15 protein-coding genes are annotated in these 21,348 nt (G+C 35.0%); 6 read left to right on the forward strand and 9 right to left on the reverse strand.

Annotation, left to right across the window (positions count from 1 at the left end; all coding sequences use genetic code 11):
* Nucleotides 1-51: 51 nt before the first annotated feature.
* From hisC to hisG, 4 genes are all read right to left on the reverse strand, one after another.
* Nucleotides 52-1,098 (reverse strand): histidinol-phosphate transaminase, encoded by a 1,047-nt coding sequence (gene hisC, locus FS85_RS0104145; protein ID WP_010134796.1) that lies wholly within the window; start codon nt 1,096-1,098, stop codon nt 52-54.
* A gap of 85 nt (nt 1,099-1,183) precedes the next feature.
* Nucleotides 1,184-1,462, reverse strand: a complete 279-nt coding sequence (locus FS85_RS15085; RefSeq protein WP_010134797.1) for a SemiSWEET family transporter — start codon at nt 1,460-1,462, stop codon at nt 1,184-1,186.
* Between the two features lie 35 nt (nt 1,463-1,497).
* On the reverse strand, nt 1,498-2,790 hold the full coding sequence (gene hisD / locus FS85_RS0104155; RefSeq protein ID WP_010134798.1) for a histidinol dehydrogenase: 1,293 nt from the start codon (nt 2,788-2,790) through the stop codon (nt 1,498-1,500).
* A gap of 86 nt (nt 2,791-2,876) precedes the next feature.
* Complete coding sequence (hisG, locus tag FS85_RS0104160) at nt 2,877-3,734, reverse strand: ATP phosphoribosyltransferase (RefSeq protein ID WP_010134799.1); 858 nt, start codon at nt 3,732-3,734, stop codon at nt 2,877-2,879.
* Nucleotides 3,735-4,032: 298 nt separating this feature from the next.
* Here hisG and rimK point away from each other — a divergent pair, with 298 nt between their 5' ends.
* A complete protein-coding gene (gene rimK / locus FS85_RS0104165) occupies nt 4,033-5,412 on the forward strand; it encodes a 30S ribosomal protein S6--L-glutamate ligase (RefSeq protein ID WP_010134801.1) in 1,380 nt (459 codons plus the stop codon).
* Nucleotides 5,413-5,480: 68 nt separating this feature from the next.
* Here the strand turns inward: rimK and FS85_RS0104170 are convergent, their stop codons facing one another.
* The 3 genes from FS85_RS0104170 to FS85_RS0104180 are packed head-to-tail and all read right to left on the reverse strand — an operon-like array spanning nt 5,481 to nt 9,690.
* The gene (locus FS85_RS0104170) at nt 5,481-8,411 is read right to left on the reverse strand and encodes a glycoside hydrolase family 3 N-terminal domain-containing protein (protein WP_010134802.1); all 2,931 of its coding nucleotides are present in this window, start codon (nt 8,409-8,411) and stop codon (nt 5,481-5,483) included.
* A gap of 12 nt (nt 8,412-8,423) precedes the next feature.
* A complete protein-coding gene (locus tag FS85_RS0104175) occupies nt 8,424-8,912 on the reverse strand; it encodes a hypothetical protein (protein ID WP_010134803.1) in 489 nt (162 codons plus the stop codon).
* Nucleotide 8,913: 1 nt separating this feature from the next.
* Entirely contained in the window at nt 8,914-9,690 is a 777-nt protein-coding gene (locus FS85_RS0104180) for a 3'-5' exonuclease (protein ID WP_010134804.1), read from the reverse strand.
* A gap of 80 nt (nt 9,691-9,770) precedes the next feature.
* Between FS85_RS0104180 and FS85_RS0104185 the strand changes: the two genes are divergently transcribed.
* The gene (locus tag FS85_RS0104185) at nt 9,771-10,079 is read left to right on the forward strand and encodes a gamma-glutamylcyclotransferase family protein (RefSeq protein ID WP_010134805.1); all 309 of its coding nucleotides are present in this window, start codon (nt 9,771-9,773) and stop codon (nt 10,077-10,079) included.
* Nucleotides 10,080-10,132: 53 nt separating this feature from the next.
* On the opposite strand, the gene prfA is transcribed toward FS85_RS0104185, so the two are convergent.
* Together prfA and FS85_RS0104195 are read right to left on the reverse strand one after the other, a co-directional pair.
* Nucleotides 10,133-11,212, reverse strand: a complete 1,080-nt coding sequence (gene prfA, locus FS85_RS0104190; protein ID WP_010134806.1) for a peptide chain release factor 1 — start codon at nt 11,210-11,212, stop codon at nt 10,133-10,135.
* A 149-nt stretch (nt 11,213-11,361) separates the two neighbouring features.
* Complete coding sequence (locus FS85_RS0104195) at nt 11,362-11,796, reverse strand: DUF4293 domain-containing protein (protein ID WP_010134807.1); 435 nt, start codon at nt 11,794-11,796, stop codon at nt 11,362-11,364.
* A gap of 234 nt (nt 11,797-12,030) precedes the next feature.
* Between FS85_RS0104195 and rho the strand changes: the two genes are divergently transcribed.
* The 4 genes from rho to FS85_RS0104215 all read left to right on the forward strand — a co-directional run bounded on the left by rho (nt 12,031) and on the right by FS85_RS0104215 (nt 21,319).
* Nucleotides 12,031-13,653 (forward strand): transcription termination factor Rho, encoded by a 1,623-nt coding sequence (rho, locus tag FS85_RS0104200; RefSeq protein ID WP_010134808.1) that lies wholly within the window; start codon nt 12,031-12,033, stop codon nt 13,651-13,653.
* A gap of 169 nt (nt 13,654-13,822) precedes the next feature.
* Nucleotides 13,823-14,872 (forward strand): T9SS type A sorting domain-containing protein, encoded by a 1,050-nt coding sequence (locus FS85_RS0104205; RefSeq protein WP_010134809.1) that lies wholly within the window; start codon nt 13,823-13,825, stop codon nt 14,870-14,872.
* Between the two features lie 387 nt (nt 14,873-15,259).
* Complete coding sequence (gltB, locus tag FS85_RS0104210) at nt 15,260-19,762, forward strand: glutamate synthase large subunit (RefSeq protein WP_010134811.1); 4,503 nt, start codon at nt 15,260-15,262, stop codon at nt 19,760-19,762.
* 90 nt (nt 19,763-19,852) lie between these two features.
* A complete protein-coding gene (locus FS85_RS0104215) occupies nt 19,853-21,319 on the forward strand; it encodes a glutamate synthase subunit beta (RefSeq protein WP_010134814.1) in 1,467 nt (488 codons plus the stop codon).
* Nucleotides 21,320-21,348: the final 29 nt, after the last annotated feature.

Genomic DNA, 21,348 nt, shown 5'->3' on the forward strand with positions numbered 1-21,348 from the left:
TCAGGTAGTTAGTATCTAGACTTCTTAACTCCTGACTTCTTAACTTCTATTTTATTTTTCTAGTTCTTTTAACGCCTTCATTAAGGCCACATTTTCTTTAATGGTTCCTACCGTAAAACGCAAGGTGTTTTCACAATGTAACTGCGTAGTTCTGTTACGCACCACAATTCCTTTTTCTATCAGTTGGTTGTATCTTTTGGTAGCATCATCTACTTTTACCAATAAAAAATTGGCATCACTAGGATAAATTTTTTCTACAAAAGCAACCTCTTTTAATGCAATTTCTAAATTGTCTCGTTCTACCAAAATAGCTTCAATTTCTTCTTGCACATCCTCATAAGCCAACAAGCGTTCTAAAGCTTTTTGTTGCGTTAATTCGTTTACGTTGTACGGAGGTTTTATTTTATTAAGTACCGCTATAATTTCTTTGGATGCATAACACACTCCCAAACGGATTCCTGCCATTCCATATGCTTTGGACAAGGTCTGGCTCACCATCAAATTCGGATATTTTTCCAATCTACGAATCCAACTAGGTTCCGATGCAAAATCTATATACGCTTCATCTACCACCACCAAACCATTAAAACCCTCTACAATGGCTTTGACGTTGGCATAATCAAACAAGTTTCCTGATGGGTTGTTTGGTGAACACAAGAAGATTACTTTCGTATTGGCATCAACCGTTTCTAATATTTTAGCAACATTAGGTTGAAAATTCTCTTTTAAAGGTACTTCTTTAATACTGATATTGTTCAAATTTGCCGATACATCATACATTCCGTATGAAGGAGGCAACGTAATAACATTGTCTTGTTTAGGTTCGCAAAAAGCTCTAAAAACCAAATCAATCACTTCATCAGAACCATTCCCTAACAAAATGTTTTCTTGGGCAATACTTTTGATTTTTGACAACTCAGACTTTACCGTTTTTTGCATCGGGTCTGGATAACGATTCACCCCATTTTCAAACGGGTTTTCATTCGCATCCAAGAAAACCATATCATCAGTAGCTCCTGTAAACTCATCTCTAGCAGATGAGTAAGCCTTCATTTGAGCAACATTTTCTCTAATCAATTTATTTAAATCAAAACTCATTTTTTTTTCGAGTATCATGTATCAAGTCTTTGGTATCACGCATCTATATTTTTACGTTTAGATGCTCGCTACTTATTGCTAGATACTAATTAACAAATGCAGCTATAGTGGTCATGATTCCTAGCACAAAAGCCAACACATTGGGAATTAATAAAAAATAGTCTTTTCGACCATAGGAGTACAATGTCCAAACCAAACCATTGATAGCTGTTGCTGTTGGCTGTATAACGATTGCACTTTCTCCTTTAAAATTGGCAATCATCACCTCTACAAGCGACACAAACATAACAATTCCCATTAGAGCACCGACAAAGCCAAAACTTTTTTGATGCTTTTCTAGATAAACTTGTAGTTTGCTTGCCATTATTTATGTTTTTTCTTTAAGCTATTAGGAATTCGCTAAAGACTATTTTTTAAACTTTCCAATCGTAAGGTAACTGCATTTTTATGTGCATCTAAACCTTCTGCTGCTGCCATCAATTCAATTGCGGGTCCTATTTTAATAATCCCTTCTTCTGTTATCTTTTGATACGTAATTTTTTTAGTAAATGCATCCAAATTCACCCCACTGTACATACGAGCATATCCGTTGGTTGGCAGCGTATGATTGGTTCCTGAAGCATAATCTCCTGCACTTTCTGGAGTTAACGGCCCAATAAACACAGAACCCGCATTGATGATTTGTTGCAAATAAATTTCTTCATCCAATACATTCAAAATTAAATGTTCTGGTGCATATTGGTTGATGAGTTGGATTTGAGCTTCTATAGTGTTCAATAAAATGGCACTTGAATTTTCTATTGCTCCTAAAGCGATTTCTTTTCTTGGCAGCTCATCCAATTGTTTTTTTAACTCAACTTGGACCCCATCTATCAGTTGCTGAGACTCTGTCACCAAAATTACTTGGCTATCAGCTCCGTGTTCTGCCTGCGATAACAAATCTGCTACCACAAAACTGGCTGTTGCATGTTTATCTGCAACCACCATCACCTCGCTAGGTCCTGCTGGCATGTCAATGGCCAATCCTTGGCTAAGTGCGTATTGCTTGGCTGCTGTTACATACTGATTCCCTGGCCCGAATAATTTGTATACATTAGGTACCGTTTCTGTTCCATGAGTCATAGCAGCAATGGCTTGAATTCCGCCAAGCTTGTAAATTTCTGTAACCCCTACCAATTGTGCAGCAAACAGGATGGCAGGATGTACACTTCCATCTTTAGCAGGAGGTGTACACAGTACAATTTTGGAACAACCCGCAATTTTAGCGGGTACACCTAACATTAAAATGGTAGAAAATAAAGGTGCCGATCCACCAGGAATATACAAACCAACTCTTTCTATAGGTTTCATTTCTTGCCAACAAGCAACCCCTTGCATGGTGTTAATGACCTTTTTTTCTATTTTTTGAGAAGCGTGAAATTTCTCTACATTTTTTTTAGCCAGTACAATGGCTTGCTTCAAATCTTCATCTACTAAAGAAACGGCTTGTTGAATTTCTTGCTCCGAAACCTTGAAATCAGACAAAGAAACGCCATCAAATTTTTGAGTGTATTGTTTTAACGCAACATCTCCATTTTCTTTTACTTCATCAAAAACACTTTTTACCGTAGCTACTAAAGAATTGGCTTCTTTTGCTGGGCGTTGAGTTATGGTTTCCCAAGTGTTTTTTTCAGGATTTATATATGTTTTCATTTGTTTTTAGTATCGGGTATCTAGTATCGGGTATCAGGTATCATTCATTATGTCTTGATACTTGTTACCTGCTACTTGATACTAAATTATAAAACCATCTTTTCTATTTCTGTTGTTAGGATTCCCTCTGCTCCTAACGCTTTCAATTCATCCAAAATGTCCCAGAATTTATCTTTAGGAATCACCGTATGGATAGAACTCCATCCTTCTTGAGCCAAAGGTAATACCGTTGGTGATTTCATTCCTGGAATTACTTTGATAATGTCATCAACCTTATCATTTGGAGCGTTTAACAATACGTATCGGTTGGCACGTCCTTTTAAGATAGATTGAATTCTGAACTGTAATTTGGCTAACAAAGCCTGTTTGTCTTCTGATAATTTAGGCGATGATGTTAAAACAGCTTCTGACCAAAACATGACTTCTGCTTCTTTTAAACCATTAGCAAACAACGTTCCTCCGGAACTCACGATATCACAAATTCCATCAGCCAAGCCAATATTTGGAGCAATCTCAACCGAACCTGCAATTTTATGAAAAGAAGCATTAATTCCTTTATCGTTTAAGTATTTAGCTAATGTATTGGTGTAAGAAGTAGCTATACGTTTTCCTTCAAAATATGCGATTCCTGTATATTCTACATTTTTAGGCACTGCTAATGAAACTTTACATTTAGAAAAACCCAAACGCTCTACTATAGGTAAATTTTCTCCTTTTTCAATCAACGTGTTTTCTCCTAAGATTGCAATATCTACCACTCCATCTTCTAAATATTGAGGAATGTCTCCATTTCTTAAGTAAAAAACTTCTAAAGGAAAATTTCTTGCCGTAGCTTTCAATTGTGCATTACGATGATCGATGGCAATTCCACATTCTTTTAATAATTTTAAAGAATCTTCGTTCAATCTTCCAGATTTTTGAATGGCAATTTTAAGTGTGCTCATTTTGTTTAGTTTGATGAAATTTTAAAATAAAAAACCCGTTCGAGACAGCTCAAACGGGTTTGAAATATATGTTTTGCATTACAACATAATCCTTCCAACTCGCTTAAGCGCAGTACTGGATGTGATGATGATGTAATTTGATAGTATTCATACATTGTTTTTACATGGGCAAATATAAGAATTACATACAATTAAAAAAGCATTTAAAACAAAGAAAATTCATCCTTTTTAAAATTAATATTTTTATAACATTGCGGTTCAAAAAAAATATCCTTACTTAGATAAAAAGATTACAATAATGACTGATTTAAAAATCGTAGGAAATAAAGAATGGTGCCATTTTGAAGACTTGGGAATTCCTTCTATTAGAGCTAGAGTAGACTCGGGTGCAAAAACCTCATCTATACAAGCAACAGACATCACTACCTTTAAAAAAAATAAAGAAAGTTGGGTACGTTTTCACGTACAACCGTTAACAGAAAACAGAAGTATTTCTATAGAATGTGAATCTAAAATTATAGGAACAAGAATTGTAAAAAGCTCATCTGGCATTCCAGAAAAAAGATATGTTATTTCCTCTCCTGTAACCATGAATGGAGAGACTTGGGAAATTGAATTGACTCTTGCCGATAGAGATACCATGGAGTTTAAAATGCTACTAGGAAGGCAAGCCATGGAAAACAGAATACTGGTAAACCCTACCGAAGAGTATTTGTTAGGCGACATTTCTGAAGAAGAAATTGACAAACAGTACGAAACTTTTGTGATGAAAAAATCAGGGTTAAAAATAGCTGTCTTAGCCAGCAACCCAGAACTGTACTCTAACAAACGTTTGATGGAAGCTGGACGTGCAAGAGGCCACGAAATGGTGTTTTTAAATGTACAGCAATGTTACATGAAATTAGACACTGTAACCCCCGAAATAAGATACAGAGGAGGAAACGTAATTAATGATTTTGATGCTGTAATACCTAGAATTAAAACTAGCATGACCTTTTATGGTTGTGCTTTACTTAGAATGTTTAAATCGTTGAATGTTTTTTGTTTAAACGATGCAGAATCTATTAGTTCTTCTAGAGACAAACTGTATTCTTCTCAGTTGTTTTCAAAAAATGACATTCACATTCCAACTACTGGTTTTGCAAAATCACCCTTAGACACTAAGGATTTGATCAATATGGTAGGCGGAGCTCCTTTAATCATTAAACTTTTAGAAAGTACCCAAGGAAAAGGGGTTGTTTTGGCTGAAACTAGCAAAGCTGCAGAATCGGTAATCAATGCTTTTAAAAGTCTAAATGCCAATATTTTAGTTCAAGAATTTATAAAAGAGGCCAACGGTAAAGACTTGCGTTGTTTTGTAGTTGATGGAAAGGTGGTAGCCGCCATAGAAAGAACAGCTGCCAAAGGAGAATTTAGAGCTAACATACACCAAGGAGGAAGTGCATCAATTGTAAAAATTACGCCCGAAGAAAAGAAATTAGCTTTAAAATCTGCCAAAATATTAAATCTGCCAGTAGCCGGAGTTGATCTTATTCGATCTAACAAAGGTCCTCTTTTACTAGAAGTAAACTCTTCTCCTGGCTTAGAAGGGATTGAAACAGCTACCGGAAAAGATATTGCAGGAAGCATTATTCAAGCCATTGAAAAACGCTTAAAATACGATGGTCTGGGAGTGTAACAACAATCTTACCAATACTAAATAATACAGAACCTCAAGTTTTTTTACTTGGGGTTCTTTATTTTAATCTACTCTACTATAGCCTCTTGTATCAGTTGTTGTATGTTGGTTCTGATATTATATTTTCCCAAATCGTTATTTTTCATAGTAGGATACGTTCTGTTAGACAAAAACACGTAAATCAATTCAGATTCTGGATCTGCCCAGGTAAAAGTTCCTGTAAAACCACTATGTCCAAAACTTTTTTTCGAAGTACAATTGCATGTATTCTCTACAACCCCATCTAAAGAAGGCTTGTCTAAAATCAATGCTCGTCTATTGTCTTTTGTCTTAAAGTAAACTTGATTAAACACCTTAAAAGTATTAGATCTAAAAAACTGTTTGCCTCCGTAAAATCCATTGTTTAAGTACAGTTGCATCATTTTGGCAACATCATTTGCATTTCCAAATAAGCCAGCGTTTCCACTAACCCCACCTAACATAGCCGCTGCCATATCGTGCACATGCCCTTGAAGAGTCTGATTTCGATAGTAATCATCTTCCTCAGAAGGGACAATACTGTCTTTTAGAAAGTAATTCAAAGGATTGTAGGTTAATCTATTTGTCCCCAAATGTTGAGTAAAAAACTCTTTCAACAAACTTTCCATTGGAGCTTTGTAGTGGTTTTCAAATACTTTTTTAGCAAGAATAAAAGTCAAATCTGTGTACTTATAATCTCTTTCTTCTCGTAAAGAAGCATTTTTTATTTGCGTGTAAACACTATCTACATAGGCTTTTTTTAAAAATAAATCTTCTGCCACTTGAACACTGTAATCTTTACTTTTTTTTTGTGCATACCATTGCTTATTTGGCTTGTGTGTAATGCTATCTAAAGTTTTTAAGTAAAAAGGAATCCAAGCCTGTAACCCTGATTGATGTGCTAGCATATCTATAACCAATAAACTGTCTATGTTAGAATTTTCCACCTCTGGTAACAATGTTCCTAATCGTTGATCTAAGGTATATACTCCTTCATCAAATCCTTTTAAAAATAAGGGCATAGCTCCTAAAATCTTTGTCAAGGAAGCCAAATCGTACAAAGAATTAAGACTTACTTTTTGTTGCTTTTTATAGGTAAAAAAACCGTAAGCTTTTTCAAAAATTACGGTTCCTTTTCTTGCCACTAAAACCTGTAAGCCAGGTGCCATCTTTTTTTTTATGACCAGCTCTGCTACAGAGTCTATTTTAGATAACTTTTGACGATCCATACCCACTTCTTCTGGAATACCATATTTTAATCTTTTTAACTTGCCCCTAACAATCCCATGACCTGCTTTGTATTTTTTAAAAACTGAAACAGGTAATTTTCCTAAAAATGGCAAAGCTCCAAAAATTTGTTGTGCTGCCACAGACTGAAAAACAGCATGGTTTTGATAACCCACAATAACATGATCAATTCCCTCTATTTTTTGCAATTGTAACAGGGCATACGGACTTGCAAACACCGCAAGGATTACTTTTTTGTACGCCGCTATTGTTTTAATCAATTCTATTTCTTGTGGTGTCATTTTATACGACTTCCACGGATGCTCATCAGATTTATGAAATCCGATAACAACGGTGTTAAAAGCAGCCAGCTTTTCCTTATAATTAGAACTGTCCAACTCTTTTATCTGTTGTACATCCTTATATTTATGTAAAGTTTTTACAAATGTATCAGAACTAGCATCCCCCAAACTGACAGAAGCAATTTTTACTGTATCTAATCTTTGTATAGGCAAAAAATCTTGTTGGTTTTTTACCAAGGTAATCGCGTTTTCAGCTACTTTTTTGTATAATAAATCATCTTGAACGGTATGGATATTCTTTTCAATCCCTTTGGTTGCAATTATTTTGGTTTGGTGAAGCTTGGCTAAATATTTTGCTTGTACTATTTTTTTTACAGAATGATTTAATCTTTGCTCTGTTATTTCACCTTGCTCAATAGCTTTTTTAATGTTTGCAATACCATTTTTCACATCCATAGGAAACAAAAGCACATCATTACCTGCTTTAAAAGCTTCTAAGGAAATTAAATCTGCAGCAGCATAAGCAGCTACTCCGTGCATGTTTAAAGCATCTGTAAAAACCAGACCACCAAAACCAATTTCTTTTTGCAACAAATCTGTAATTACTTCTTTAGAAATAGAAGAAGGTCTGTTTTCTTTTACCTTTAGACTAGGCACTAACAAATGCCCAACCATAACACTTGCAAGATCAGAATTCACCAATTGTTTATACGGATACAATTCAAGCGAATCTAACCTTTGTTTGGAAAAATTGAGAACTGGTAATGTTTTGTGCGAATCTATAGCAGTGTCTCCATGACCTGGAAAGTGTTTTGCATTGGCCAAAACTCCAACACTCTGCATACCTTCTACAAAAGCTTTTGCTTTTTGGGTAACATTGTATCTGTCTTCTCCAAAAGAACGATTGCCTATAATGGGATTTAACGGATTGGTATTTATATCTACTACAGGAGCAAAATTGACATGAATCCCCACCTGCTTGCAGTGCAATCCTATTTGTTTTCCTACCTGATAAATTAAACTATTATCTTGCACTGCCCCCAAAGTCATATTCCAAGGATAAGCAAAAGCGGGCTTGATACGCATAGACAATCCCCACTCTCCATCAAATCCTACAAGTAACGGAACCTTACTTGTATTTTGATACTTATTGTAAAGTTTTACTTGATTAGTAGGGGTTCCTTGCATAAAAATCAGACCACCTATGTGATGCTTTTTTATCAAATCTACAATTTCTTGCTCGTGCTTTTCATCTTTATTAGAGTATGCTTGCACCATAAACAACTGCCCAATTTTCTCATCCAAAGTCATAGCATCCATAATACTATCTACCCATATTTTTTGTGCAAATCGATCTTTAGCTATTAGCGGATTGTTGATAGAAAAAAATTGTTGAGAAAAAGCGTTAACGCAAACGCTCATCCAAAAAAATATAGCCATTAGGTACTTCATAAAAAAGGAATTTTAAGCATTAAAAAAACGAGCGTGCCAACTGTCTTTTGCAGCTACCTCCCATTGTTCTTCTATCCCTTTTTTGGTGTTGACCATATTGTTAAACACAACAGTTTGTTTGTCTATAGTTTGATTTTTGGCCATTTGAGTAAAGTCAGCCATAGATACAATTTGCAAATCGTCTTTGGTTTTGTATGCAATGGTCAATTTATTTAACATATCTAACTTAAATAAATTCTGAATTTGTTGTACCAACTTTACAGATGCATCAATAGAACACCCTGAAACTTCTACAAAATCTTGGTCTACAGCTATAATTAAAAATTGATGGTATTTAATTACAAAACTACCTTTGACATTTTCTCCATGCCTTGTCCATTGTTCTACAAAAGACGTGGTTAATTCAGAAATTTGCAGCTCTTCTTCTGGGGTAAACTTTCTATTGGATTGGTAAATCCAGACTCTAGCATTGTCTGGTAATTGATTATAGGGTACGTACATGTTATTTCAATTTGTTGTTCAGTGATTTTAACCTAATGTTGGTCAAAACTTTTTTGGTATACAAAGGAAAATCAGCATTGATAATCCAGTTGTAATATCCTGGATTTTCTGACAATACATCTAAGACTTTTCTATTTTTATATTTTCCAAACGTAAAAATCTCTTCTTCTTTATCATTAAACTGAATAAATCCAGCAAAATCTGCTCGTTTTTTATGAGAAGAGAACTCACTTAAATCCGCAACATTTGTACCAATATCGTCGTACTTATCAATCTGAGCTAACAAAATTTCGTACGTTGCTAACGTATCTGCTTCGGCAGAATGTGCTCCTTCTAAACCTTTTCCACAATAAAACTGATATCCTGCACTTAGCGTACGTTGTTCTTTTTTATGATAAATTGTTTGTACATCGATAAACTTAATTGCATCCAAATCAAAATCCACCTCGGCTCTTAACATTTCTTCAGCCAAAAGAGGAATATCAAAACGATTGGAATTGAATCCTGCCAAATCGCACCCTTTAATTAGTTGATATACTTCTTTGGACAATTGTTTAAAAGTAGGTTCATTTTTCACTTTTTCATCTGTAATACCATGAATATCAGAAGACTCTTTAGGTATTTTAACCGTAGGATTTACCAGCCAAGTTTTGCTTTCTTTATTTCCGTTTGGATATACCTTTAAAATTGAAATTTCTACGATTCTGTCTACAGCTATATTCACTCCTGTGGTTTCTAGGTCAAAAAAAACCAAAGGCTTTGTTAATTGTAAATTCATTTTGATTGTATTCTATATGCATGGTAAATTTAAATAAATCATTAACTTTATGGTTGTCATTGCAAAGTAAGTTATCAACCATGCATCAACTATTTAGTTACGGTACTTTACAAGATCCTAAAATTCAAATCACTTTATTTGGAAAATTATTATTTGGAAGTCCAGATCGATTGCAAGGTTATGAAAAACAGACAATTGTATTGGAGGGAACCACATATCCTGTTTTAGTTGACTCTTCTGACAAAACAACCAAACCGATAGATGGAATTTGCTACACAGTTACCGACCAAGAGTTAAAGGCTTGTGATTTTTACGAAGGACCTGCTTATAGAAGGGTAAAAACCGTCTTAGAATCAGGAAAAGAAGCTTGGGTTTATTTAGGAGTATAAAAAAGCTCTTAGAAAATCCTAAGAGCTTTTGGTCTTTTAGCAAAAAGTGAGAATTATATATTTGCTTCTCCTAATTCTTTTAATTTCTCTGTATTTTCAGTCAACTTCAACTCATCAATAATTTTTTGAATATCTCCATTAACAATATTACTTAAATCGTACAATGTTAAACCAATTCTGTGTTCGGTAACTCGACCTTGTGGGTAATTGTAGGTTCTAATTTTTGCCGATCGATCTCCTGAACTTACCATTGTTTTACGCTGAGCAGCATCGGCCTCTAATTTTTTTGCCAACTCCATTTCGTAAATACGAGAACGCAATACTTTCATGGCTTTGTCTTTGTTTTTATGTTGAGATTTTTGATCCTGACATTGAGCCACAATTCCTGTAGGAATGTGTGTTAAACGAACTGCAGAATACGTAGTGTTTACCGACTGACCTCCAGGCCCTGAAGAACAAAAGTAATCCACACGCACATCTGCATTGTTAATTTCTACATCAAATTCTTCAGCTTCTGGCAATACCATTACCGTTGCTGCAGACGTATGTACACGACCTTGGGTTTCTGTTTGCGGTACTCTTTGCACACGGTGCACTCCTGATTCAAATTTTAAATCTCCGTACACATCTTCTCCTGTTACACTAAAAATTACTTCTTTAAATCCTCCAGAGGTTCCTTCTGCTATGTCTTCTACTTCGGTTTTCCAGCCTCTTGTAGAAGCATACTTGGTATACATTCTGTACAAATCTCCTGCAAAAATACTTGCCTCATCCCCTCCTGTACCTGCACGAATCTCTACAATAACGTTTTTAGCATCTTCTGGATCTTTGGGTATTAGCATAAATTTAATTTCCTCTTCTAACTGAGGTAATTTCTCGTTGGCTTCTTCCATTTCCATTTTTGCCATCTCTACCATTTCTGCATCAGAACCATCGGCAATAATTTCTTTGGCTTCTTCTATATTGGCTAGTAAGCTTTCGTACTCTGTTCCTTTTTTTACAACTTTATTAAGATCTTTAAATTCTTTATTTAGTTTGGCATAACGTTTTTGATCCATAATAACATCTGGCTGGATTATTAAATCTGATACTTCATCAAAACGTTGCTTTACGATCTTTATCTTATCTAACATATTCTGTTTTTTGTAGTGTGCAAAATTACAATTAAAAATTGACATGTTATATATTATTCTATTTGCCAACAAAAAATCAATTCCATAAAAAAATCCCAAAACAAATTGCTTTGGGATTTAGTCGCACTAAATAAACTAAGATGTTAAGCTTATCGTAATCTATCTACAGATTTTACAAGATCTTCGTCTTTCTTTATTGCTTTGTTTGCCATGACTAGCAACACAATGGCAGGAATAGAAAAATACATCCCAATACCCTTCTCAGAAATGGCTGTTTCTCCAGGTAAGTTCATAGATAAATAAATCAATACGCCTAATATATAGAAGTTAAAAAGGATATTTACACGGTTTATTACAAACTGGTTTTGTCTGTTTTTGTAGCTAAAAACAGCTATTAAACACAAAATTGCAGAGGCTACGTGAACAAATCCTAGAGATTTTATAATTGTTGATGTATTAGAAAATGTATGGGGCAAGTTTAATGGTTCTCCTAAATTTAATTCAAAAAACGGCACAAAAAAAGGAAGCACTCCTACAAACAAGAAAGCTATGAATAAATACAATGTTTGAATTCTTTGAATCATTTTTTTCTAATAACGATCACAAATTTACACTTTCTTTTTATTATTAAAGACTTTGTCAGATAAAAAAAAAGCTATATTTGTCTCGGCTTAATTAAGCTTTTATAGCACAAACACTTACATGCTACCTTTTTTTCAACAAAGAAACAAACACATAATTTATCTCTTTTAAATTCATCAAAATATAAATTCAATTTTAAGAGAATTTTATAATTTAATTCACTTTATACATTTTACATGTTAGAAATTTCTCAGTTAAAAGCTAAAACGCTTGCAGATTTGCACGAGATTGCAAAAACTATTGGATTAAAAAAAGTCAGTCAATTAAAAAAACAAGATTTAATATACCGAATCTTAGACGAACAAGCTGCCCATACAGCATCAAACCAGGAAAAAGCAACGACTTCTAACGACACTCCTCCTGCTAAAGAAGAAAAAAAAGAACCTGAAAAACCTGCAACCAAAAGAACACGCGCTAGAGTTGCAAAAAAGGAAGCTACTGCAACTGAAGAAAACAAAAACGATACAGTAAACACACCTGCTAACAAACCTAAAAGGAGAGTTAGCAAACCGAATCCTCCACAAGCAGAAAGCCCTAGTAATGTAGAAAAAGAGGAAGCAAAAACCACTAACGATTCTAAAAGTTCAAACCACAAGAACAACCAAAACAACAATCACCGTAAAAACACTGCTAGAAACAACAAAAATAACAAAGGTAAAAGTTTAAAAGACCCTAATTACGAGTTTGATGGAATTATAGAAAGTGAAGGAGTTTTAGAAATGATGCCAGACGGTTATGGTTTTCTAAGATCTTCGGACTACAACTACCTTTCTTCTCCTGATGATATTTATGTTTCTCAATCTCAAATTAAATTGTTTGGATTAAAAACAGGAGACACTGTAAAAGGAAATGTTAGACCTCCCAAAGAAGGAGAAAAGTATTTTCCATTGATTCGTGTTTCTAAAATCAACGGGCTATCGCCTAAAGAAGTTAGAGACCGTGTTTCTTTTGAGCACCTAACCCCTTTGTTTCCTGATGAAAAATTTAAACTTTCTAATGGAAAAAGCTCTTTATCTACAAGAATCATTGATTTATTTGCTCCTATAGGTAAAGGACAACGTGGTATGATTGTAGCACAGCCCAAAACAGGTAAAACAATGCTCCTAAAAGACATTGCCAATGCAATTGCCAAAAATCATCCTGAAGTTTACCAGTTGGTATTGTTAATTGACGAAAGACCTGAAGAAGTAACCGATATGCAACGTAGCGTAAGAGGCGAAGTAGTAGCATCTACCTTTGACGAACCTGCCGAAAAACACGTAAAAGTTGCCAACATTGTTTTAGAAAAAGCCAAGCGTTTGGTAGAATGCGGACATGATGTTGTAATCCTCTTAGACTCCATCACCCGTTTGGCTAGAGCTTACAACACTGTTGCCCCTGCATCAGGTAAAATTTTATCAGGAGGTATTGATGCCAACGCATTACACAAACCTAAACGTTTTTTTGGTGCTGCCAGAAATATTGAAGGAGGTGGTTCTTTAAGTATTATTGCCACAGCCTTAACAGAAACAGGTTCAAAAATGGATGAAGTTATTTTTGAAGAATTTAAAGGTACTGGAAATATGGAACTTCAACTAGAAAGAAACATTGCTAACCGAAGAATTTACCCTGCTATCGACTTGATAAAATCTAGTACTCGTAGAGACGATTTATTATTAGACGACAAGACTGTACAACGCATGTGGGTATTGCGAAAATACTTGGCAGACATGAATCCTGTAGAAGCCATGGAGTTTATAAGAGACCGTATTAAAACATCCATTAACAACGAAGAGTTTTTAATTTCTATGAATGGATAAAATAACATAAAACAACAACAAACTAAGACACAACTCTACGTTGTGTCTTTTTTTATGCCCTCAACAATAACTAGATATGACATTTGTTCTGTTTGTTTAGATATTTGTTCCGTTCACTAAACCCCAATATGTCGTACATTTAATTCATTAACTATAAAACTTTTAACACATGAAAAAAATTACTTTATTTATTGCGTTTTTACTAACAACATTGTTTGTAAACGCACAAACTACTATTAGCATTACCGACATTAATGGTTCTACAGTTGCAGATTATTTTACTGCAAACCCTAACTTAGACAGTGGTACAGTACTAAACATAACCGTTGAATACAAGGATGTAGTAGCTGGAACCGACAATCTTGTTATTAGATTATTAAATAACTGGGCTGAAATAGCAGGCACCAAACAAACACAAACTGTTGCAAGCAGCACTACAGCTGCTACTACAACTTTTTCCATTACAATACCTTCTATTAATCCTGGAATTGACCCTGCAAGAATTCAAGTTCGTGCTTCTAAAATAGGAGGTGGATTTCAAAATCACGCACCAGCTACCTTTGCTATCAACGCAGACGAAAGCGTAGAGGTTAGTGCTGAAGCTACAATCTCTACTATAAACAGCGTTTCTCCTTCAAATTACCATACTAGCATAGGTGGTTCAGGAGCAAGCACTAATGGTGTAATCACAGAAGGAACTACACTTAGCTTTGGCGTAAACTTTACAGCATTAAAAAAAGATCCTGCTAGAGATAATCTTGACCTAAGAGTGAGATTTCTTACAAACGGATACGCTACTATTCCTGAAATTCCAGAGGGAACAACTACAGTAACAAATAGTGCTACAGAACAATCTACTACAGTTAGTTTAACTATTCCAGATATTTCTGAAAGCATTATCGGAGCAAGAATACAAGTAGTTGCTTATGGCTACAACGGAAGTGAAGATGCTACAATATTTAGTTATGTTAGTCCAGAACTTTTTGATATAGATGCTACTACTTTATCTACTAGTAAACTTGTTTTAGAAGGAGTTACTGTAAACGCTAACTCAATTTCTTTTAATACAGAACATGCAAACGATAGTTACACAATTTACAACATTATTGGGCAATCTATCAAAGCAGGAAAAGTAGAGAGCCAAGTAAACATTGCTGACTTAGCAAATGGAGTTTACATCTTAACAACAGACAAGGGTTCCTTAAAATTTGTAAAATAACACACAATTTTTACGCATTTTTTTTGAACTAAGACTTATAAAACTGCTAGTTTCCATGGAGACTAGCAGTTTTTTAATACACTTTCTTATGGTTTTTAACAGCAAAACCTATTTTTTTTCAACACTTATAATACATACTGATTCTAAATAACCTAATCAACTACAAAACAAGCATTTATGCCAAAGTGCTGAAAAATAGCTTTTAAGCATGATTTAGAACTCAAAAAAAACAAGTATCAAAAATTATCACATTATCAATATCAAAACTTGTTTTTTAAGAATTTCACAACAATCAAAAGATTATTCAAAAACAAAGTCATACATAATGATACTTTGTTTGTAATTCATATATAAATGCGTAATTTTGTAACCCTATATTTTTAGAATATGATACAAAAACAAGGACTTTATTTACCAGAATTTGAGCATGAGAACTGTGGTGCTGGTTTTATCTGTAACCTTAAAGGTGAAAAAACCAACCAAATTATCCACGATGCCTTAGAAATCTTAGTGAAATTGGAACACCGTGGTGGTGTTAGTGCAGATGGAAGAACAGGAGATGGTGCTGGGCTGCTTATTGACATTCCTCACGACTACTTTAAAAGAGTATGTGACTTTAACCTACCTGAAGCAAGACAATATGCTGTAGGGATGGTTTTTTTGCCAAAAAAACAAAATCAATATCAGTTCTGTAAATCAGAATTCGAAAAAGAAATTAAAGCACAAGGTTTAGAAATTTTAGGATGGAGAACAGTTCCTGTAGATTCTACTCAATTAGGAGAAATAGCTTTGGCTTCTGAACCAAATATCGAGCAAATTTTTATTGCACAAGGAGGTTTAGAAGAAAATATTTTTAGAGCTAAATTATATGCTGCTCGTAAAATTACAGAGCATACTATCAGAAACTCTAAAATGTCTGAAGCTGACTATTTCTATCTACCAAGTTTATCAAACACTACACTTATCTACAAAGGTATTATTATGCCTGAGGATATTGGTCCTTACTACACGGACTTACAACAACCCGATTTGGTAACAAGATTGGCTTTGGTACACCAACGTTTCTCTACCAACACTATGCCTGCTTGGGAATTGGCTCAACCTTTTAGATTCTTGTGTCAAAATGGTGAAATCAATACCCTAAGAGGTAATGTATCTAGAATGCGTGTTCGCGAAGAAATTATGAAGTCTGGAGTTTTTGGTGATCAAATTGAAAAATTATTCCCAATTATTTTACCAGGAAAATCAGATTCAGCTTCGATGGATATGTCTGTTGAATTGTTGACCTTAACAGGGCGTTCATTACCAGAAGTTATGATGATGACCATTCCTGAAGCATGGGAAAAACATGCAACCATGTCTGAAGATAGAAAAGCATTCTACGAATACAATTCTTGTATTATGGAGCCTTGGGATGGGCCTGCATCGGTTCCTTTTACAGATGGTGACTATGTAGGTGCCTTATTAGACCGTAACGGATTAAGACCTTCTCGTTACACGGTTACAAAGAGCGGAAAATTAATCATGTCATCGGAAGTAGGAGTAGTAGACATTGCCCCCTCTGATATTCAATCTCACGGACGTTTAGAGCCTGGAAAAATGTTCTTGGTAGACATGAACGAAGGTAGAATTATTGATGATGAAGAAATAAAAAATAAAATTGTTTCTGAAAGACCCTATAAAAAATGGTTAAAAGAAAACAGTTTACAGTTAAGAAACGTACCAAACAACAACGAGGCTTGCCCTATTGAAACCCTAGACTTAAAAACTAGACAACGTTTGTACAACTACACTATTGAAGATATTCAGGAGGTAATTGTACCAATGGCTCAGGATGGAAAAGAAGCCTTAGGTTCTATGGGTATTGACACTCCTATGGCTGTATTATCGGACAAACCTCAATTGATCTCTAATTACTTTAAGCAATTGTTTGCTCAGGTTACCAATCCACCTTTGGATGGAATTAGAGAGGAAGTGGTAACTGATATCAGTTTGGCTTTAGGTCACGATAAAAATATTTTTGACATCACACCAGAACAATGTCATAAATTAAGAATTCAGAATCCTGTTATTTCTAACAACGATTTAGAAAAAATACGTCACATAGAAGTAGAAGGATTTAAAGCAGCAACCATTCAGATTTTATACGATAAAGAAAAAGGAATGAATGGTTTAGAGGATGCCTTAGAAACCATTATTACTCAAATATCTAAAAAAGTAGATAATGGAGTAAACATCATTATCTTATCTGATAGAGGTGCTAAAAAAGGAATGGCTCCTATTCCTGCATTGTTAGCTTGTTCTTATGTTCATCACCAAATGAACCGTTTGCGTAAGCGTTCTTACTTTGATATTGTTATTGAATCTGCAGAACCTCGTGAACCACATCATTTTGCCACTTTATTTGGATACGGTGCATCGGCTATTAACCCTTACATGGTAAACGAAATTATTCGTCAACAAGTAAAAGAAGGATTTATTAAGCTAGATGAACAAAAAGCTGTTGATAACTTTAACAAAGCAATTGGTAAAGGAATCTTAAAGATTATGAACAAAATAGGAATCTCTACACTACATTCGTACAGAGGTTCTCAAATTTTTGAGATTGTTGGTTTCAATTCAGAATTTGTTAATAAATACTTCCCGTACACTGCATCTAGAATTGAAGGTATTGGATTGTATGAAATTGAAAAAGAAATCAACGAAAGATACAAATACGCATATCCTGATACTTACATCGACAAACGTTTAGGACTAAACATTGGAGGTGATTACAGATGGAGACGTAATGGTGAACGTCATATTTTTAATCCTACTACAGTTGCTAAATTGCAACAAGCAGTAAGGTTAAGTGATCAAAAATCTTATGATGTTTATAAAAATGCAATCAACAAACAATCTAAAAACTTGTTGACCATTCGTGGATTGTTTGAGTTTAACAACTTAGACCCTATTCCATTAGATGAAGTAGAACCATGGACAGAAATTGTTAAACGTTTTAAAACGGGAGCAATGTCTTATGGATCTATTTCTCGTGAAGCCCACGAAAACTTAGCAATAGCTATGAACCGTTTGGGAGGAAAGTCTAACTCTGGAGAAGGAGGAGAAGACAGAAGACGTTTCCAACCAGATGCAAACGGAGACAATAAAAACTCAGCAATTAAACAAGTTGCTTCTGGTCGTTTTGGAGTTACTTCTCACTATTTAAGTTCTGCCAAAGAGATTCAGATAAAAATGGCTCAAGGAGCAAAACCTGGAGAAGGAGGACAATTACCAGGACAAAAAGTATTGCCTTGGATTGCCGATGCTCGTAACTCGACTCCTTTTGTAGGATTGATTTCACCACCACCTCACCACGATATTTACTCTATTGAAGATTTAGCACAGCTAATTTATGACTTAAAGAATGCCAATAGAGAAGCTAGAATCAATGTAAAATTGGTGTCAGAAGTTGGAGTAGGAACGATTGCTGCCGGAGTTTCTAAAGCAAAAGCTGATGTAGTATTGATTTCTGGTTATGACGGAGGTACTGGAGCTTCTCCATTAACTTCATTAAAACACGCTGGTTTACCATGGGAACTTGGATTGGCTGAAGCACAACAAACATTAGTTTTGAACAACTTACGTTCTCGTATTGTTGTAGAATGTGATGGTCAGTTAAAAACAGGACGTGATGTTGCTATTGCCGCTTTATTAGGTGCTGAAGAATTTGGATTTGCAACTGCTCCGTTGGTAGCTTCTGGATGTATTATGATGCGTAAGTGTCACTTAAACACTTGTCCAGTAGGGATTGCTACTCAAGATAAAGAATTACGTAAAAACTTTAAGGGTACCCCAGAACACGTCATCAACTTCTTCTATTATGTTGCCAATGAGTTAAGAGAAATCATGGCTCAATTAGGATTCCGTACTATGGATGAAATGATTGGTCAAACTCAAAAAATAAATGCGAACAAGGCTATTGAGCATTACAAAGCTAAAGGATTGGACTTGTCTGCTATTTTACATCAACCAGCAGGGTATAGTGACTTACCTGTAAAAAATACAGAACAACAAGATCACAACCTAGACAATGTATTAGACTTCGAAATATTAAAAGATGCTCACCCTGCAATCTACAGAAAAGAAGAAACTACCTTAACTTACAATATTAAAAATACAGACCGATCTGTAGGAGCTATTGTATCAAACGAAATTTCTAAAATTTACGGTCACCTAGGATTGCCAGAAGACACTCTAAACTTAAACTTTACAGGTTCTGCAGGGCAAAGTTTAGGAGCTTTTGGTGCTCATGGAATTACCTACACTGTAGAAGGAAACACAAACGATTATTTAGGTAAAGGACTTTCAGGAGGAAAAATTATTGTTAAAAAACCTGCACAAGCAGACTTTATAGCCGAGGAAAACATTATTGTAGGAAACGTTTGTTTGTTTGGAGCTGTAAAAGGTGAAGCTTTCATAAACGGTATCGCAGGAGAACGTTTTGCGGTACGTAATTCTGGAGCTACTGCCGTTGTAGAAGGAGTTGGAGACCATGGATGTGAATACATGACAGGAGGTAGAATTGTGGTTTTAGGAAAAACAGGAAGAAACTTTGCTGCAGGTATGAGTGGTGGTTACGCGTATGTATTAAATGAATCTGGACAATTTACCAACGGATTGTGTAATGAAGAAACCATTGATTTTGATCCAATTACAGAAGAAGATGCTGCAGAATTAAAAGGATTGATCCAAAAACACGTAGCTTATACAGGAAGTAACAAAGGAAAGCAATTACTTGCTGACTGGGATAATAATTTAAAAACGTTTGTAAAAGTAATGCCTAAAGAATACAAAGTGGCTTTAGAAAGAATTGCAAACGAAGAACCAATGGTTGAAGAATTAGTTTAATTGGTATATCGTAAATAGTACACAGTTATTAATACTTTGTACTATTTACTTTGTACTTAGTACTAGTTAAAAACTCATAAAGATAATAATATGGGAAAAGTTACAGGATTTAAAGAATTCGAAAGAAAAGACGAATCGTACAAAGCCGTAGAAGAGCGTGTACAACATTATAAAGAATTTACAGTTTCGTTAAGTGAAGCTGAAATAACAGAACAAGGATCTCGTTGTATGGATTGTGGAATTCCTTTTTGCCACAGTGGTTGTCCTTTAGGAAACTTAATTCCAGATTTTAACCACATGGTGCATCAAGGAGAATGGCAAAAAGCTTCATTGATTTTACATTCTACCAACAACTTCCCAGAGTTTACAGGAAGATTGTGTCCAGCACCTTGTGAAAAATCATGTGTATTAGGAATTATTGAAGATCCTATTTCAATAGAAAACATCGAAAAGAACATTGTTGAACGTGCTTTTAAAGAAGGATGGATCAAACCACAAGTACCTAAAAATAGAACTGGAAAAACGGTTGCTGTAGTAGGTTCTGGACCAGCTGGTTTGGCTGCAGCTCAGCAATTGAACAGAGCTGGACATTTGGTTACTGTTTTTGAAAGAGATGATGAAATCGGAGGATTGTTACGTTATGGTATTCCAAACTTTAAAATGGAAAAACACATTATTGATAGACGTGTTGCCATCTTAGAGGCTGAAGGAATTACTTTTAGAGTAAATGCCAATGTAGGTAAAAATGTATCTGTAGAAGAGCTGAAAGCTTTTGATGCAGTAGTTTTGGCAGGAGGAGCTACCGAAAGACGTTCTTTACCAACTCCTGGAATTGATGCCGATGGAGTGGTACAAGCAATGCACTTCTTAACACAGCAAACCAAAGTTGTTTTAGGTAAAGAAGTAAAAGATCAAGTATTAGCCACAGACAAACACGTAATTGTAATTGGTGGTGGTGATACAGGTTCTGACTGTGTAGGTACTTCTAACCGTCAGGGAGCTAAATCGGTTACCAACTTTGAAATTATGCCAAAACCTCCTGGTCATCGTTCGCCATCTACCCCGTGGCCATACTGGCCACTACAACTAAAAACATCTACTTCTCATAAAGAAGGATGTGAGCGTAATTGGTTGATTAATACGAAGGAATTTGTAAAAGATGAAAACGGAAAATTAATAGCCTTAAAAACGGTAAATGTAGAATGGGAAATGGTTCCTGGACAACGTCCTAAACTAATTGAAGTTGAAGGAACCGAAAAAACTTGGCCTTGTGATTTAGCCTTGTTGGCTTTAGGGTTTACAGGTCCAGAAAATTATTTAGCAGACCAGTTAGGAATAGAAAAAGATGCTCGTTCTAACTACAAGGCTGAATATGGTAAGTACCAAACCAATGTACCTAATATTTTTGCAGCTGGAGATATGCGTAGAGGACAGTCTTTAATTGTCTGGGCAATTTCTGAAGGTAGAGAATGTGCTAGACAAGTAGATACTTTCTTAATGGGTAAATCTGATTTACCAACCAAAAATGCTGAGGGTGATTTGGTAGGAATTCAATAAAAAATAATCTTTATCATATAAACCAAANA

The organism is Ochrovirga pacifica (assembly GCF_000220525.1).
In the GTDB taxonomy this organism is placed as follows: domain Bacteria; phylum Bacteroidota; class Bacteroidia; order Flavobacteriales; family Flavobacteriaceae; genus Ochrovirga; species Ochrovirga pacifica.

Coding starts and splice junctions, on each gene's coding strand:
- hisC (WP_010134796.1), bottom strand. CDS start 1,098: ATGAGTTTTGATTTAAATAAATTGATTAGAGAAAATGTTGCTCAAATG.
- FS85_RS15085 (WP_010134797.1), bottom strand. CDS start 1,462: ATGGCAAGCAAACTACAAGTTTATCTAGAAAAGCATCAAAAAAGTTTT.
- hisD (WP_010134798.1), bottom strand. CDS start 2,790: ATGAAAACATATATAAATCCTGAAAAAAACACTTGGGAAACCATAACT.
- hisG (WP_010134799.1), bottom strand. CDS start 3,734: ATGAGCACACTTAAAATTGCCATTCAAAAATCTGGAAGATTGAACGAA.
- rimK (WP_010134801.1), top strand. CDS start 4,033: ATGACTGATTTAAAAATCGTAGGAAATAAAGAATGGTGCCATTTTGAA.
- FS85_RS0104170 (WP_010134802.1), bottom strand. CDS start 8,411: ATGAAGTACCTAATGGCTATATTTTTTTGGATGAGCGTTTGCGTTAAC.
- FS85_RS0104175 (WP_010134803.1), bottom strand. CDS start 8,912: ATGTACGTACCCTATAATCAATTACCAGACAATGCTAGAGTCTGGATT.
- FS85_RS0104180 (WP_010134804.1), bottom strand. CDS start 9,690: ATGAATTTACAATTAACAAAGCCTTTGGTTTTTTTTGACCTAGAAACC.
- FS85_RS0104185 (WP_010134805.1), top strand. CDS start 9,771: ATGCATCAACTATTTAGTTACGGTACTTTACAAGATCCTAAAATTCAA.
- prfA (WP_010134806.1), bottom strand. CDS start 11,212: ATGTTAGATAAGATAAAGATCGTAAAGCAACGTTTTGATGAAGTATCA.
- FS85_RS0104195 (WP_010134807.1), bottom strand. CDS start 11,796: ATGATTCAAAGAATTCAAACATTGTATTTATTCATAGCTTTCTTGTTT.
- rho (WP_010134808.1), top strand. CDS start 12,031: ATGTTAGAAATTTCTCAGTTAAAAGCTAAAACGCTTGCAGATTTGCAC.
- FS85_RS0104205 (WP_010134809.1), top strand. CDS start 13,823: ATGAAAAAAATTACTTTATTTATTGCGTTTTTACTAACAACATTGTTT.
- gltB (WP_010134811.1), top strand. CDS start 15,260: ATGATACAAAAACAAGGACTTTATTTACCAGAATTTGAGCATGAGAAC.
- FS85_RS0104215 (WP_010134814.1), top strand. CDS start 19,853: ATGGGAAAAGTTACAGGATTTAAAGAATTCGAAAGAAAAGACGAATCG.